The following is a 16,129-nucleotide window of genomic DNA, read 5'->3' as shown; positions in this document are numbered from 1 at the left end:
AGCATGGGTTATGGCTGTATACTGGATGGGCTACGTTTCTTTTGAAAGGACGGATAGAATGAATCAAAGTACCCTCCAAAAATACGCCATGCTGCTTCTCTGTATGTCTGCCGGAATGGTGGATCTGATCGGATATCTGGGACTGGGGCATGTGCTGACAGCCAACATGACAGGAAATATTGTTTTATTGGGTATTGCCATTGCCCGAGCTCAGGAATTTGTTGTGCTCCGGTCACTGCTTGCTCTCATTGGTTTTATTGCGGGCAATGCCATTGCAGCACATATGGTTGGACCTGTGCAGACCAAAAATGGCTGGTCTACTAAGGTTACCGCCGTATTTACAGTTGAAAGCATATTGCTCCTTCTGTTTGCAATCGCCATGATTAGCCCATTTTCAGAACAACTGTCCTACCTGTTAATTGTCATCCTGGCCGTTGCCATGGGAATGCAAACAACTGCGGCACGTCGAATCGGCATTGCTGGCATCTCAACAACCGTGCTAACCAATAATTTGGCCGCTGTGGTTGAGGACACCGTAAGCATCCTTAAAAGACTGCGACATGCTAATATTCGATCGTTAGTCACAGCCCTGTCTACAGACGCCTACCTTCGTGCAGGTGCTGTTGTCATCTATTTGGTCGGTGTCATTGCAGCCGCACTGCTATTCCACCGTGTGCCCATGATCGCAGTCTGGATTCCCGTCCTGATCATTGGCGGTGTAACCCTGTACGCCCGATTACACGCATGGGGAACTTCACAACAAAGTGAAGGTTAAATACCGAATAAGCAACCCTCTTAATCCTTTAAGTGCAATCGCACTATTTATTTCATCAATGCAGCTTCTTGCCGAATAAACTTGACCAGATGCTGTGCAGCAGGTGACAACACTTCCCCTGCTCGTGTACATACGGCAACCGTATTTCTCAGCTGTACTTCTCGAACGAACACACGTGCGAGCTTACCTTGCCGCACATCTTCCTTCACAACCAAAGAAGATATGAAGTTGGCCCCATAACCTGCCTTCACCGCACTGATCGTTTCATTCAGCCCGTTGAACTGAAGCGCAATGCGGGGAGCGGCCAGGTTATTGGTTGTGCATAGGGACACGAGTCGCTCACGAGTAGCACTGCCTTCTTCGCGCATGATGAACGGTTCTGCCATCATCTCATGCAGCTCAATTTCTTGGCCCGCATACGGATGGTCTGGGTGCACAACAAACCACATCTCATCGTCAAACAATTCGTCCCATTGGACACCCACATGTGTAATACCACTCCCACCATACACTGCAATCTCTGCCTCATAGCGAAGTAACTGGTCAAATGCCATCCGGGTATTGGTTGTACTCACAACAATCTCTACATCCTCGTGCATTTGCTTGAACCGCGCAATCCAGCCTGGCAATAGAAAATTTGAAGGCAAATAGGTTGCAGTAAGACGGATCAGTCCTTTTTTGCCCTCCCGAAAATCCTGCACAAAATTCTCGACATCCTGCTCCAGCATGAACAGCCGTTCCGCATAACCTGTTAACTGTATCCCTGCATCCGTAAGCACCAGTTTTCTCCCCTCCGAAACAAAAAGCTGAATTCCCAATTCACGTTCAAACTTTTTCACCTGGGAAGATACAGCAGGCTGACTAATATTCAGTTCCTCTGCGGCACGAGTGACCCCGCCATATCTCACGATGGCATGAAATAATCGTAATCCATGCAGATTCATGTGTTACACCTCTTCCATATCAAATACATAACTTAAATTTATATTAACATACATAATATATATTTTATTTATACATTTACTCCAGCTATAGTTGAATTATGAAATCCAATACAAGAACCAAGGAAGGAACATTGAAGATGAAAAATACAAATACAACCGATCTCCAGCATACCTGGACCCAAGTCGATGACTACATGAACGATCTGCTGATCCCCTCCGATTCCCTGCTGGAGCAAACATTGCAAACCAATGCCGAAGCTGGACTGCCCGCTCATGACGTAACACCCAATCAAGGAAAGTTACTCCAGCTTCTGCTGCAAATCCAAGGCGCATCCCGTGTACTTGAAATCGGCACATTAGGGGGCTATAGTACCATCTGGATGGCAAGAACGCTGCCGGAACACGGACGTATCGTCTCCCTGGAATCGGAATCACGCCATGCGGACTTGGCGCGAACCAATATCACACGTGCAGGACTTATGCACAAAGTTGATCTGAGAGTTGGTCCTGCCTTAATCACCCTTCCCGATGTTCAGGAAGAATACAGGGAACCGTTTGATATGATCTTCATCGATGCTGACAAACCGAGTAATCCCGATTATCTGAGATGGGCCCTGAGACTGACTCGACCGGGAAGTCTTATTATTGGTGACAATATCGTCAGAGACGGTGAAGTGATTCGCACGGACAGCACGGACCCCAGAGTTCAAGGCGTTCGATCATTCCTGCAGTTAATCGCGGATCACCCCCGGCTTGAAGCTACAGCACTGCAAACGGTGGGAAGCAAAGGTTACGATGGATTCGTCATTGCTCGTGTGTTGGATAACCCTGAACCAAAATAAACAGTGGTCAATTCTTCCGCAAATTCCCCTTTCCTGTTAAACTGGAATGACTGCACAGGCAGACTGGAGGGAACCACTTGAGAGTTTTACAACAGATTCATGCTGAAATTCGCGGCTGGTCCCGCAATATTCAACTTTTTTTCCTGGCAAGCATTCTGTATCAGATCGGAAATGGCATGTTCTCTGTCTTGTACAATCTGTACATTCAGGGGCTGGGTTATAATGATACAATGAACGGCCAGATCGTAAGTATTCAATCACTCGCAACAGCCATTATGTTTGTTCCTATCGGTCTATGTGGTGATCTGTTCAGTCGCAAGCGGCTGCTCATTACCGGGGCGTTGTTCAGCGGAATCTTCCTGATCGGACGCTCCTTCGATTATTCAGCTACAGGACTGATCTGGTTCGCGGTATTTTCCGGCCTTTTCGCTGGTGTATTCCAAGTACTGGCCATTCCTTATCTAGCGGAAAACGTCAAGAAAAGCCAGCGGCTGAAGATGTTCAGTTATTATTCATCCCTTGTGCTTGCTTCCCAGGTGCTTGGTAGCCTAGGTGGCGGTGTATTCGCAGATTTGTTACATACGGCAGGACTCGCCAAAGTGACGGGACTTCAGACGGTATTATTTGTTGGTGGTGCAGCAACACTCGCTGCATTCATTCCACTGTTATTTGTAACCGAGGACAAGGCCGTCCCGCAGACAACCACTTCGGCGCAATCTGATCCTCAACCCAATGCAGATCTTAAAGAACGTTTGACAAATACCGTAAGCACAAATGATTCAGTCACCAAGAAAAAAGATTCCCGACTGATTGGTCAGTTTGTAGTAACCCAGTTATTAATCGGATTAGGTTCAGGACTGGTTGTCCCATACCTAAATCTGTATTTCACCAATCGCTTCTCGGTATCTCTGAGTGGCATGAGTCTGCTGATTGCACTTGGTCAGATTATGACGATAGTATCCATGCTAATTGGTCCTACCCTGGCCGCAAGGGTCGGGAGTGTACGAGCCGTAGTCATTTTCCAGGTTATGTCGCTGCCCTTCCTTCTATTAACAGGTTTCACCAACCTGCTGTTCATCGCTTCATTGAGTTTCTTATTCAGACAAGCGTTGATGAATGCAGCCAATCCCATTCATTCAGCCATCCTGGTGGATCGCATCTCGGACAAGCGCCGCGGGATCGCCAATTCACTGATGCAGACAGCTTTCATGATTGGATGGGCTACCATGGGCCCTGTTCAATCCCATCTGGTCACCACATACGGAACGTACTGGGGTTACGCGATCACATTCAGCATCACAGGCAGTTTATATGTCATTTCATCATTGATGTACTACGTAATGTTCAGAGAACCCAAGCCTTCGGCTGCCTCTCTCGCAAGAGAAGCATGAACTGGACAATAACAGCATGATTGTTCCCATGCCAAAGAGAGTACCCTCTTGATATCACATCCTGCGGATACTCTCTTTTATTTGTACAGACTTCACTTCAGCGACATTAGGCATGTTCGATCATAAGCAAAATGACGACCTATGAATAAATTCGATTGTACATCCAGCCCACAATGCCTACCGTAACTACCGTTGCCCCAATAATAAATGCATAATACCCCATCTTGCTCTTGGACCCCGAAGTCTGATGGTCATAATAATCCGAGTTACGTCGGTAAAAGCCCATCCATAACTCTCCGATCATATTCACAACAACCAATACAAAACGTTTAACAAGCCCCATTGTATTCGCATCTCCTCTCCAGATCTACCTTCTTCCATATTAAGTATAATTATCCTATTTAATTAAAACAAGTCAATCAAACGACTTTCGGTGCAATGACAGTCGGTGCAGTTTCTTGCTCCAACCAGGTTAGAATATCAAATGCTTCCTGATCGGTGCTACCGCACATCTCTTCCTCAGCCTGCAATCCACTGCATACGGCAGGTCGCTCTTTTTGGCCAAAAATTCCGCAGCGATTATCATCTGTAAGCTGCACACAACGTACACCTGCCGGCTTGCCATGAGCCATGCCCGGTATCGGTGATGATATGGAAATGGCGATACAACATGCGGCACAGCCTGTCCTGCATTCCATACGTATTCCCTCCTCATTTCAATACTTATAGTACTTACAATACATGTTCAAAAAGATCGGTTTTCAGTATCAAGAAGATGGGATGAAGTAATAATCTTTTATATTGAACGATTTATCCAGGTCCAGGTTCGTGCAAGCCCCTGCGCGATTCTCCGATTCATGCTTCGATTGGAAAAATACCCTCCATGGCTTAGCGGATTCCAACTCATAGCTACGCCGCCGGAGTTCACTTCAATGTCTTCTTTGACCGCTTTCTCATAAGCCGGATCAATGGGGCGTAATGGATAACCCAGAATATCATCCCGATCGTAGAAGTTCACCCACTCCCCTTCCAGTCCGGCATAATACTGATTCACCTGGGCAGAGGGCACCTGAATTGGGCAACTAAAGTCATGGTAACGCAAACTCCATAAAGGCAGGGTTGTACCAAACGAGTAAAAATTAGTAAGCGTATCCCCCCGCTCCAACGCCGAGCTCACATCCACAACCTCAGGAATACGACTGGACGGATATTGCAGATCATAGAAGAAGTTACTCGCGATTACGGCACCCAAACTATGGGCAACTACACAGAGCGGAGCTTCGGGTCCGTTACGCTGTGCAAGGGTATGCATCGCCTGATTCAACGTTCGATGTACGGCATCATAGTTATGGCCTTGATTTTCCACAGGTTGATATGCAACCGCGTCAGCCAGGTAATGGATGACAAATCGTCGCAGCGACTGGTAATTCAATCCCGGAGAGCTGACGAGCTGTTGAAACAACATCTCTTCCCGCTCCTCAAATACATCCGCCCAATATACGGGCTCAATATCCAGCATCTGTTTGGAGGCTCCAGGCAAGACCATCACCTTGTCCAATTCCTTATGCAAAGAAGTAATCAGCTTGTCCGCGTACCCATCCTTCCGCATACCCAGCCCATGAATGACCATCACCGCAATACGTGTCATGGCTCTCCTCCTCATCGATCGCTAGGATCTCTTACTCCACCATATGAACGCCACCACTCGAACATGCCTGAAGCATGTTTTATTAGAAAACATACTATATAAAATGAGCTAAAGAATATTTACACTGCACACTCCGATGACAGAACAACCTTCCGATCGCTGTTATCCCCAGATTTATTTATTCCTTTTATAAAGGGTAAATCCGGGGATAGCATATGTTTCCGATGTAGCGTTCTTGCAGAAAGCTTGCAGGCGAAGTGTATGCTTTCGAAGCAGCTTTCTTTCAGAAAGCTTTTAGCTCCGCTTCTTCAGGTCCTCTCTGTCCTCTCCGTTTTGTGTAAATGTTTAGTTCAATTTATATAGGAACCTGTATTTCAAAAATGTGATTCTTCCATTTTATATACAGTTTACCATGATAACCATGGAAATAACGATCATACTGCAAAAAGGAGCTGCACATCACGCAGCCCCTTCATGTTGTTATATTTAATTAACCTTTCAGATGGACCTTCAACACACCATTTTGATTAGAGGTAACATCACCTGTTGTGACTTCTACCCGTTCAACCATATCTTGGCCATCTGGAATGATAATCGGTGTAATCAGCGGATATCCCGCATCTTCAATGACCTTACGATCAAATTCCAACAACTTTTGCCCAGCCTTTACGTGCTCGCCAGCTTCGACATGCATGTTGAAACCTTCACCCTTGAGCGATACCGTATTAATCCCGACATGGATCAGAACTTGTAGTCCACTCGCGTGTTCAAGAATCACGGCATGTTTACTCTTGATCACATGAGCGACTTGAGCATCGAACGGAGCTACGACCAGGTTGCCGGAAGGCTCAATGGCTACACCTTCACCCATCTGTTTCTCGGCAAAAGCCGGATCAGGTACTTGCTCCAGTGACACGGCCTGGCCTGTTAATGGTGCCATAATTTCCAGCGTATTCACTGCTTCGTCCCCTACTTGAGCTGCACTACGTGTGCGCTGGTTTGGTTCAGTTTTGGCAGTGGAAGAGGTAACCGCCGAAGCAGATTGCGATGTAGCCGCTGTAGGCTCAGCATCCGTTCCGTTGCTTGCATTACGATCTTCTTTTCTCAGTTTGGCTCTGCCAAAAAGGACCGTCAGTACAAACGGTACCACCAAGACGATCGCCATGCCGATGAAGAAGACGCCCCACTTGTTCGGGAAAATCGACAGGAAGCCCGGTACACCACCTACACCGATGGAAGTTGCCTGAACATTATTGATCGTCAGCAGCACACCACCAATTGCGGAACCGACCATACCGAAGATAAACGGATAACGGTAACGGATATTTACTCCGAAGATCGCCGGCTCAGTAACCCCGAGGAAGGCCGACACCGAGGATGTTGCCGCAAGTCCTCTCATTTTCTTCTCACGCAGGACAAGCATCATCGCAAGTGCCGCTGAACCTTGTGCGATATTGGACAATGCCAGCATCGGCCACAGGAACGTACCACCCTGGCTACCAATGAGCTGAACATCCACCGCAAGGAATGTGTGATGCATACCGGTGATGACGAGCAGAGCATATAGACCACCGTAGATCAGACCACCCAGCGCCGCGTATGAATCGTATACATAGATCAAGCCGGATGTAATTGCATTCGCAATGGCGAATGTAACCGGTCCAATAATCGTAAATGCCAGGAATCCGGTAATCAGCAATGTAACTGGTGCAACGACCAGCAGTTTAATCGAATCATGAACTCTTTTGTTCAGGAAAATTTCCATCTTCGCAAGCAGATAGGCCGATACCAGTACCGGCAGAACCTGCCCTTGGTAACCGATCTTCTCAATCTCCCAACCAAACAAATTCCATGTTGGTACTGTGCCATTATTCACGGCATCAGCATAACCGTATGCACTCAGCAGATCGGGATGTACCAGAATGAGACCAAGCACGATCCCGAGCAGCGGACTGCCGCCGAACCTTTTTACAGCTGCCCAACCAATGAGAGCCGGCAGGAACGTGAAGGCTGTACTTGCAATCGTATTAATAATGGACGCAAGATCTTTCCAGGCTGGGTAGACATCCACCAGTGATTTTCCATCAAAGAAAATGCCTGGACCTGTCAGAATGTTATTAATCCCGAGCAAAAGACCTGCCGTGATGATCGCTGGCAAGATTGGAATGAAAATATCCGAGAGTGTTTTAATCGCTCGCTGAATTGGATTTTGCTTTTTACCAGCAACCGCCTTCACATCATCCTTGGAAGAACGATCTCCACCGGTAATCTGAATCATCTCATCATAGACCTTATCCACCAGACCAGGCCCAATAACGACCTGGAATTGTCCCTGGGAAGAGAACTGTCCTTTAACCAGATCATTCTGATCCAGGCTTTCGGTATCCACTTTACTCTCATCATGCAAGGCAAACCGGAGTCGTGTAACACAGTGTGTTGCAGCTTCAATATTCTCTTTGCCGCCGACTGCCCGGACGATCTCCTCAACCTGTTTTTTATCAATTGCCATAGTGTCACTTCCTATTTATAAAATATGATTAGTCCTGTTGTGGTACAAGCCACATATAGGATGCATACGGACTGAGCAAGATTTCCTGCGTCAGAGCAGGGGCCGCCTCTGTATTACCAATGAGTAATTCAGCTGATTTGCCTGCAATGTGATCATTCCAGACCGCTTCCGGAAGCGAGAACGTGACGTCTCGTTTACTGAAGTTGGATACAACAATCAGGGTTTCACTTCCATTGGTCCGTGCGTACGCAAATACATCCGGGTGGGCATCATCCAAGCGTTCATACAGACCGTCGATCAGCACGTTTACCTGTTTACGCAGGGCAATCAATCTGCGGTAATGGTAGTAGATCGAATCCGGGTCAGCCAGCTGCTGTTCCACGTGAATGGAAGGATACCGCTCATCCACCTTCAGCCAAGGTGTTCCCGTAGTGAAGCCGGCGTTCTGACTTCCATTCCATTGCATCGGTGTGCGGGAGTTGTCCCGGGAACGCTCCTTCACGATCTCGAACGCTTCCTCCGCTGATTTCCCTCGTTCTTCCTGAAGCAAGCGGTACATGTTCGTCGATTCGATATCGCGGAACTCGCTAACGTCATTCCAGACTGGATTCGGCATTCCGATCTCTTCACCCTGGTATACATAAGGCGTACCTTGCATTCCGTGTATCGTTGTCGCGAGCATCTTGGCACTCTCGGCACGATAGTCACCATCATCAGCGAATCGGGACAGTGCTCGCGGCTGATCATGGTTATTCAGGAACAGCGCGTTCCATCCTCCACCCGCCTGCATGCCTGTCTGCCACTCACTGAAGAGCTGCTTCATCGCTTCAAAATCATACGGCATCAGTTCCCACTTCTGACCATTCGGATAATCCACTTTCAGGTGATGGAAGTTGAACGTCATTGAAAACTCCCGGGAAGCCGGGTTCGAATATCGGATACAATGTTCCAGTGTTGTGGAGGACATTTCTCCGACAGTCACCATGTTGTACGGTCCGAATACTTCGTCGTACATCTCGGTGATATATTCATGTACACGCGGTCCATCCGTGTAGTACTTGCGTCCATCACCAGGTGATACGCTGCCATCGTCATCCGGGAAGCGCTGATCTTTGGAGATTAGGTTGATCACGTCCATACGGAAACCGTCTACACCCTTTTCAGCCCAAAACTTAATCATATCCCGTACTGCTTTGCGTACTTCCTCATTCTCCCAATTCAGATCTGCCTGCGTTTTATCAAATAAAGTCAGGAAATATTGTCCCGTCAGTTCGTCATACTGCCAAGCAGGTCCACCGAACTTGGATTGCCAGTTGTTCGGCACACCGCCATCCGGGGCAGGATCTTTCCAAATATAATAATCCCGATACGGATTATCCTTGGAAGAGCGGGATTGCTGGAACCACTCATGATCGGTCGAAGAGTGATTCACCACGATATCAATCATCAGTTTCATATCGCGAGCCTTCAGACCTTTCAACAGCTCGTCAAAATCCTCCATCGTCCCATAATCCGGATTAATCCGGTAATAGTCCGCTACGTCATATCCATTATCATGTTGCGGGGATACATATACCGGCTGCAACCACACAATATCGATACCCAGATGCTGCAAATAATCAAGCTTCTCGGTTAATCCACGAATATCTCCGGTACCCGATCCGGTTGTATCATTAAAACTCTTCGGATAGACCTGATACACCGTTGATGTCTTCCACCAAGATGACGGAGTTGTATTGTTAGAACTCATGTTAACGCCTCCAATAAATTGTAATGCTCTCATGTGATGTTCTCGGTTAACTTCATATCTATATTACATAACTAAACATGTATATACAAGTTGAAACTATAATATGGTTATTCTTCGCCTCTTCTACACATTCCCCATAAACCTTTCCTCTGTAACATTTATTTTGGAATCAGCGTTCGTGAACTCCATGATATCTGTATTGGCACAAAAAAAACCGTCTGTTCTCCCTACATGTGGTGTGGGCAACAGACGGTATATCTTGGTTGAACTTTTTAAATGTACTCTGCTGTTTTTTACTTTTGTAATGGATTGTTATCATAGGGTTGCTGTCACTTGACTTCATCACCACAGCGGAGCCACGCCTCTTATGACATCTCTGGTGAAACGGAAGCTTTCCCTTGTTTGTCCTGCAGATTCAACTTCAGTAAGGAGAGCGCAGCTTGTTCTTCTCTTTCCAATTCAGCAGCACTGATCTCCCCAGACAGCACGGCACGCATTCGCTTTTGATCCAACAAACCTTCCCATTTTGCAACCACGAATGCTGCAACACAGTTGCCCATCAGGTTTGTGAAAACACGCATTGTATCCATAAAACGGTCTGCACCAAGCAGCAGAGCAACCGCTGCTACCGGAAAAGCATTGACGGCTACTGCCGTTGCGGACAGGGCCAGAAATGCGGAGCCAGGTACTCCTGCCATACCTTTGGAACTTAACATTAACACCAGCAGAATCGTAATCTGCTGCATCAATGTCAGTTCTATCCCTACGGCTTGAGCAACAAATACCGTTGCCAATGATAAATAGATTGAAGCGCCATCCAGATTGAACGAGTACCCCGTCGGCACCACAAGACCCACAACCGCACGATCGCATCCCGCCTTGGTTAGTTTGTCCATCATGCGTGGCATCACCACTTCCGATGATCCTGTTCCAATCGCCAGCATAACTTCAGCACGGGTATACTTCACAAATTGTAGGAAATTCAGCCCGGTGATCCACCAGGCAGCGAGTGCCAACATGATGAGAAACAACAGTGCTGCACCGTAACAGGCCAGAATCAACAGACCAAAGGACGACAATGTGGAAGCCCCATAGGCTCCTACCGTGTAGGCCATGGCTCCAAATGCACCAATCGGTGCAAGTTTCATGATATAACCGATGATGCGGAACACAATGCCGAGCAAGTTCTCAATCAGCGTCAGTACATTTTCTTTTGCCTTACTCTCCGTTGCTGCCAGCGCAACCCCGAACAGGCAGGCTACGAGCAGTACTTGCAGAAGTGCATTCTGTGCGAAGGCATCCACAACACTTGTCGGAATAATATTCATAATAAAGTCGACCGTGTGCGGTAACTCGGAACCATTCGTTTTCGCTTCAATGCCACTCGCGTCTATGGTTGAAGGGTTTACGTTCATTCCGGCACCTGGGCGAAGCAGATTGGCTGTCCCCAATCCAAGCACCAACGCCACTGTAGTTGCAATCTCGAACCACACGATGGCTTTCAGTCCGATACGACCTACCGAACTCAGATCTCCGATCTTGGCAATGCCTGTGACAATCACCATGAATATCAATGGTGCGATGATCATTTTGATCAATTTGATGAACCCTGTCCCGAGCGGTTGCAGCAAGCTACCCAGATCCGGCCACAGGATGCCTACCCCAATCCCGATGATTACCGCGACAATAATTTGAAAAAAAAGTGATTTCACAAATGACATGAACGCTCCCCCTGTTTGCGGTCAATTCGGATTTCCGTTTGGTTTCCGTGTAACTTTTTATATCATTCCAAACCAGAGTTCAACAATGGAATTTCAATGTTTTTGTCATTTGTACCAACTCTATCGGTGAAAATTGAACCTGAAACCGAAAAAAGACGAATATCGCGTCAGTTATCTTGACGTGATATTCGTCTTTATCCAAAAATACAATTATTATTGAACAGGGGTTAAATGTGGTTTACAGGGTAAGAGAATCTCCCGGGGCCAACACACGCCCTTCCAACCCTTTTGCAGCCAGCTGTTGCACGAAGTGTTCCGCATCCTGACGAATCACCGGGAATGTATCATAATGAACCGGAATCGTCAGTTTGGCATTGAACCATTCGGCCGCTTGCAGTGCATCCTCAGGTCCCATGGTGAAATGTCCACCGATCGGCAAGAAAGCTACATCAATGTCATGACGATCACCAATCATTTTCATATCCCCGAAGAGACTCGTGTCCCCTGCATGCAAAATCGTTTTACCACCAATAGTAATGATATATCCAGCAGGCAAACCTGCATACATAATCCGTTGTTCTTCTTCCAGCACAATCCCGGAAGTATGGAATGCCTGAATCATTTTGGCTTGAGCAAAGCCAAGATCCACCGTTCCGCCCATATTCATGCCGAGCGTATCCAGACCTTTCCAGGACATATATGTAGCCAATTCCACAATAGCCACAACTTTGGCGTTATTCGCTTTGGCGATAGGTTCAGCATCAAGGATGTGATCCATATGTGCATGTGTCAGCAATACAACATCGGTCTTGATATCTTCAGGCTTCGTGACGGCAAGCTCGTTGCCACGCAGGAAGGGATCAATGATCAGTGACTTTTCTTCTGTGCCCAGCTGTACACTGGAGTGACCATGGAACGTAATATTCAACAACTCGGATTCCTCCCGACATATGTTTTGATTATTTTGAAACCACTATTGATTATAAATCATAGCTCTTCACCAACGCAAAAATGGATAACTTCCGTCTCACTGCTTCCTACGATATACCCTTGCTTCATATGGTTGAAGCTGAATGGCACCTTCATCGGTAGAATAACGTCTGCTGACATTGCTGATGATCAGCTTGGCATGCTCCGCATCCCACCCTTCAGGCCACTCCATCTCAGGCTCATGCCCACGAAAATTCAAAATGACCAACATCTGCTCATCATCCAGCGTTCGTGTATAGGCATAGATATCCGGATCATCCGGCAGCAGTAGTTCATACGCGCCATAGATCAGCACTTTATGTTGTTTGCGAAGTGCAATCAGCTTTCTGTAATAATGCAAAATGGATTGTGGATCACTTTCGGCATCAGCTACGTTAATCTCAGGATAATTATCATTCACCTGTATCCAGGGCTGACCTTGAGTAAATCCAGCGTGTTCCGTATCATCCCATTGCATTGGCGTACGGGCATTATCGCGACTCTTCAGCCAAATCGCCTGCATGACTTCATGCTTCGACTTACCTTGACCAATGTAATGATTATAATAATTTTTCGTCTCAATATCCCGGTATTGCTCGATATTCGGAAAAGCGACATTGGTCATGCCGATCTCTTCTCCCTGATAGATATAAGGTGTTCCTTCAAGTGTAAGCATCCACGTGGCCAGCATCTGAGCAGAACGCACTCGATATTTACCGTCATCACCAAAACGGGAGACCGGGCGTGGCTGATCATGGTTGCCCATATAATTGGCGTTCCAGCCTCTACCATGCAAAACCGTTTGCCACCGGCTCATGATTTCTTTGAGATCAGTCAATTTCCATTCCTTGTAGTTCCACTTACCAATTCCGGAAGATTTGGCATCGATGAACATATGCTCAAACTGGAATACCATATTAAGTTCATCACGATCAGTCCCCACATAAGCCAGCGCTTGCTCAGGCCCAAGTCCCGAAGTCTCGCCAACCGTCATAGGTCCGTATGGTTTCAGGATCATGTTATTCAGCTTTTTCAGAATCGAATGGACTTGTTCCAGGTTGGAAAAGAGCTGATATGCCGGAACCACTGGCAGATTGTCCGGATTGTGGGCACTTGGCAGCCCCTCTGCCTTGGCGATATGCGCCACTGCATCGAAACGGAATCCGTCTACCCCTTTTTCCAGCCACCAATGAACCATCTCATACATCTCTTCCGCCATCTGTTCATTGTTCCAGTTGAGGTCGGGTTGCTGTTCCGAGTATAGATGAAGATAATACTCATTCGTTTCGGCATCATGCTTCCACACTGAACCTCCAAAATAGGATTCCCAATTATTCGGCACCTGGCCATTTTTGCCTGAACGCCAAATATAATAATCCCGCTTCGGATTCATCTTTGACGACCGCGATTCGGCAAACCAGGCATGTTCATCCGACGTATGATTCAACACCAGATCCATCATGATCTTGAGACCACGCTTATGTGCCTCTGCCAAGAGTCGATCAAAATCCTCCATCGTGCCATACTTGCGCAGAATGGCGTAATAATCACGTATATCGTATCCGTTATCATGTCCTGGTGAATCATAGATGGGACAGAGCCATATCACATCCACGCCCAAATTCTCTAAATAATCGAGCTTCTCACAGATCCCCTGCAAGTCGCCATACCCATCTCCGTCCGAATCGTTGAAGCTGTTCGGGTAAATCTGGTATACCACACTCTCTTTCCACCAAACGATATCGCCCACCTCGCTTTCATCTTTGTACTATATATAAATTGAACTAAAGGATATTTACACTGGACACTCCGATGACAGAACAACCTTCCAATCGCTGTTATCCCCAGATTTTATGAATTACCCCAATAAAGGGAAAATCCAGGTATAGCCTATGCTTCCGATGCAGCTTTCTTTCAGAAAGCTTTTAGGCGAACGCATTCGCTTCTTCAGGTTATTTCTGTTCTCTCCGTTTCGTGTAAATGTTAGTTCAATTTATATATATAATCTCTGTATACGATATAAATAAGCCGTTAATATGTTTTATCCGAAATGATTCCCTTGTAAACATATGAAAGGGTTCTTATGCAAAAAGACTCGGTCATGGACCGCGATCTGCGGCTCAATTCCGAGTCTTTCCTGGTGATAATAAGAATAGCTTAAATCCGGCGTAACCAATCCAGGCACCGACTGTGTTCAGAATAATGTCATCCACATCGAACGAACCTACACGTGTAATCAATTGGATGACTTCAACACCAAGCAGAAGCAAAACAACTGTGGATGTGAAGATCAGGAATGAACGACACCTCCGAAACAACCAGGGAATCCAGATGCCCAGTGGAATGAACAATACGATATTGCCGAACAAATTCTTGACCCAGGCATCTGTATGGTACCTCTCCCTCTCCAATAGAAGTGGCCGAATGGTCTCAAAGGGGACGAGATTATATTGATAATACAAGCCTTGCGTTCGTCCACTGACAAACAGTAAATTGCCCATGATCAATACGTATAACACTGCCATGAAACCAACCGTTGCAAGTATCCACTTGGAGTGGAGCCACGACTTTTCGTTCATTCCCTCTATCCTCCGACCTTGTTTTCCGCGAAGCGGTAGGTCTATTTTAACGGGATATAGATCTTCATGTCCAATTGTTCAGGAGTTGATTTCCAGACATCCGTCACTTCAAAGTCTGGTCCTTCCCTCCGTTCATAGTTCGACTGTGGCAGCCAACTGCCATAGATCATTTTCCTGATATCCTGCCCTGAGCCTTCCACGGTGAACTCTGCATACAATCCTCCCGGAATTTCAATCGAGGTAAAACCGGGTTCAAGCACCTGAGATGCTCCACTGCTCTCTTCACCCACAATAAAAGAAAATGCTCCATCCTCTTCAAAATGACAAGCCACACCATAAGCCATATCAGCGCGTGTCCTCTCCGGGATCGCCATGAATCTCTGTTCCACATCAAAATCGTGATAAAATCCAGGTATTTCAGCATAATGCTGATTGTCATTCAGGTTGGTCTTATATTCATAGCCGGCAATCCAGTTCGGTTCCCGTGTGACCAGACGGGGTGTGTTCATATGGAATGTTCCATTAAGCGAAGTTCGATAATCATTGAAATCAATGCTCTGTTGCATCTTCAAAAGAGACAACTGATCCGCTTCCAACTTGCGCAGCTTCGCGGGTGTCATTCCAAAGTATGCTGAAAATGCACGGGTAAACGCCTCCTGAGATCGATAGCCAAAGTTCATCGCAATATCCAATATGCCTTCCGACGAGCCCCGCAGCATCCCGGCAGCTTCCGTTAATCTTCGTCTGCGCACATATTCCAGTACAGTGAATCCGGTGATCGCCTGAAATAAACGTTGAAAATGAAACGCCGAAAAGCTCGCAGCAGCAGACGTCTCTCTGATATTAAAATCATCCTGCAAATGCTGCTCCAGATACTCAATCGCAAGCTGAATTCGTGTGTAATGATCCATAGTGACGGCTCCCCTATCTAATTCGAAATATCAAACGATTTCTTATGTAGTATGACTGAGATCCGGAACATTTTTTTGATTTTGTGTGCG

Annotated in this window: 14 protein-coding genes; 3 read left to right on the top strand and 11 right to left on the bottom strand. The window is 46.7% G+C overall.

The features are described 5' to 3' along the window. The first annotated feature begins 58 nt into the window (after positions 1 to 58). The gene (locus MKX40_RS12785) at positions 59 to 775 is read left to right on the top strand and encodes a YoaK family protein (RefSeq protein WP_339242047.1); all 717 of its coding nucleotides are present in this window, start codon (positions 59 to 61) and stop codon (positions 773 to 775) included. Positions 776 to 822: 47 nt separating this feature from the next. Here MKX40_RS12785 and MKX40_RS12780 read toward each other — a convergent pair whose 3' ends face one another. Then, a complete protein-coding gene (locus tag MKX40_RS12780) occupies positions 823 to 1,719 on the bottom strand; it encodes a LysR family transcriptional regulator (protein ID WP_339242045.1) in 897 nt (298 codons plus the stop codon). Between the two features lie 137 nt (positions 1,720 to 1,856). On the opposite strand from MKX40_RS12780, the gene MKX40_RS12775 reads away from it, so the two are divergent. Both MKX40_RS12775 and MKX40_RS12770 read left to right on the top strand, forming a co-directional pair. After that, complete coding sequence (locus MKX40_RS12775; RefSeq protein ID WP_339242043.1) at positions 1,857 to 2,561, top strand: O-methyltransferase; 705 nt, start codon at positions 1,857 to 1,859, stop codon at positions 2,559 to 2,561. A gap of 77 nt (positions 2,562 to 2,638) precedes the next feature. Continuing rightward, the gene (locus tag MKX40_RS12770) at positions 2,639 to 3,952 is read left to right on the top strand and encodes an MFS transporter (RefSeq protein WP_339242041.1); all 1,314 of its coding nucleotides are present in this window, start codon (positions 2,639 to 2,641) and stop codon (positions 3,950 to 3,952) included. 139 nt (positions 3,953 to 4,091) lie between these two features. On the opposite strand, the gene MKX40_RS12765 is transcribed toward MKX40_RS12770, so the two are convergent. From MKX40_RS12765 to MKX40_RS12720, 10 genes are all read right to left on the bottom strand, one after another. Continuing rightward, the gene (locus tag MKX40_RS12765; RefSeq protein ID WP_339242039.1) at positions 4,092 to 4,295 is read right to left on the bottom strand and encodes a hypothetical protein; all 204 of its coding nucleotides are present in this window, start codon (positions 4,293 to 4,295) and stop codon (positions 4,092 to 4,094) included. Between the two features lie 76 nt (positions 4,296 to 4,371). Next, the gene (locus MKX40_RS12760; RefSeq protein WP_339242037.1) at positions 4,372 to 4,650 is read right to left on the bottom strand and encodes a YkgJ family cysteine cluster protein; all 279 of its coding nucleotides are present in this window, start codon (positions 4,648 to 4,650) and stop codon (positions 4,372 to 4,374) included. Between the two features lie 98 nt (positions 4,651 to 4,748). Beyond that, the gene (locus MKX40_RS12755; protein ID WP_339242035.1) at positions 4,749 to 5,600 is read right to left on the bottom strand and encodes a chemotaxis protein; all 852 of its coding nucleotides are present in this window, start codon (positions 5,598 to 5,600) and stop codon (positions 4,749 to 4,751) included. 490 nt (positions 5,601 to 6,090) lie between these two features. Continuing rightward, positions 6,091 to 8,109: a PTS system trehalose-specific EIIBC component gene (gene treP / locus MKX40_RS12750; protein ID WP_339242033.1), complete on the bottom strand. Its 2,019-nt coding sequence runs from the start codon at positions 8,107 to 8,109 to the stop codon at positions 6,091 to 6,093. 28 nt (positions 8,110 to 8,137) lie between these two features. Continuing rightward, on the bottom strand, positions 8,138 to 9,859 hold the full coding sequence (treC, locus tag MKX40_RS12745; protein WP_339242032.1) for an alpha,alpha-phosphotrehalase: 1,722 nt from the start codon (positions 9,857 to 9,859) through the stop codon (positions 8,138 to 8,140). Positions 9,860 to 10,224: 365 nt separating this feature from the next. Further along, on the bottom strand, positions 10,225 to 11,580 hold the full coding sequence (dctA, locus tag MKX40_RS12740) for a C4-dicarboxylate transporter DctA (RefSeq protein WP_339242030.1): 1,356 nt from the start codon (positions 11,578 to 11,580) through the stop codon (positions 10,225 to 10,227). Positions 11,581 to 11,818: 238 nt separating this feature from the next. Next, a complete protein-coding gene (locus MKX40_RS12735; protein WP_339242027.1) occupies positions 11,819 to 12,511 on the bottom strand; it encodes a metal-dependent hydrolase in 693 nt (230 codons plus the stop codon). A gap of 96 nt (positions 12,512 to 12,607) precedes the next feature. Then, positions 12,608 to 14,299, bottom strand: a complete 1,692-nt coding sequence (locus MKX40_RS12730; protein ID WP_339242026.1) for an alpha-glucosidase — start codon at positions 14,297 to 14,299, stop codon at positions 12,608 to 12,610. Positions 14,300 to 14,669: 370 nt separating this feature from the next. Then, positions 14,670 to 15,128 (bottom strand): VanZ family protein, encoded by a 459-nt coding sequence (locus tag MKX40_RS12725; RefSeq protein WP_339242024.1) that lies wholly within the window; start codon positions 15,126 to 15,128, stop codon positions 14,670 to 14,672. Positions 15,129 to 15,169: 41 nt separating this feature from the next. Further along, entirely contained in the window at positions 15,170 to 16,039 is an 870-nt protein-coding gene (locus tag MKX40_RS12720) for an AraC family transcriptional regulator (protein ID WP_339242022.1), read from the bottom strand. Between the last annotated feature and the right edge of the window lie 90 nt (positions 16,040 to 16,129).

The sequence above is a fragment of the Paenibacillus sp. FSL R5-0517 genome (assembly GCF_037974355.1).
GTDB lineage: Bacteria > Bacillota > Bacilli > Paenibacillales > Paenibacillaceae > Paenibacillus.
This window is presented reverse-complemented; position numbering and strand designations above follow the sequence as displayed.

Coding starts and splice junctions, on each gene's coding strand:
- MKX40_RS12785 (WP_339242047.1), top strand. CDS start 59: ATGAATCAAAGTACCCTCCAAAAATACGCCATGCTGCTTCTCTGTATG.
- MKX40_RS12780 (WP_339242045.1), bottom strand. CDS start 1,719: ATGAATCTGCATGGATTACGATTATTTCATGCCATCGTGAGATATGGC.
- MKX40_RS12775 (WP_339242043.1), top strand. CDS start 1,857: ATGAAAAATACAAATACAACCGATCTCCAGCATACCTGGACCCAAGTC.
- MKX40_RS12765 (WP_339242039.1), bottom strand. CDS start 4,295: ATGGGGCTTGTTAAACGTTTTGTATTGGTTGTTGTGAATATGATCGGA.
- MKX40_RS12760 (WP_339242037.1), bottom strand. CDS start 4,650: ATGGAATGCAGGACAGGCTGTGCCGCATGTTGTATCGCCATTTCCATA.
- MKX40_RS12755 (WP_339242035.1), bottom strand. CDS start 5,600: ATGACACGTATTGCGGTGATGGTCATTCATGGGCTGGGTATGCGGAAG.
- treP (WP_339242033.1), bottom strand. CDS start 8,109: ATGGCAATTGATAAAAAACAGGTTGAGGAGATCGTCCGGGCAGTCGGC.
- treC (WP_339242032.1), bottom strand. CDS start 9,859: ATGAGTTCTAACAATACAACTCCGTCATCTTGGTGGAAGACATCAACG.
- dctA (WP_339242030.1), bottom strand. CDS start 11,580: ATGTCATTTGTGAAATCACTTTTTTTTCAAATTATTGTCGCGGTAATC.
- MKX40_RS12725 (WP_339242024.1), bottom strand. CDS start 15,128: ATGAACGAAAAGTCGTGGCTCCACTCCAAGTGGATACTTGCAACGGTT.
- MKX40_RS12720 (WP_339242022.1), bottom strand. CDS start 16,039: ATGGATCATTACACACGAATTCAGCTTGCGATTGAGTATCTGGAGCAG.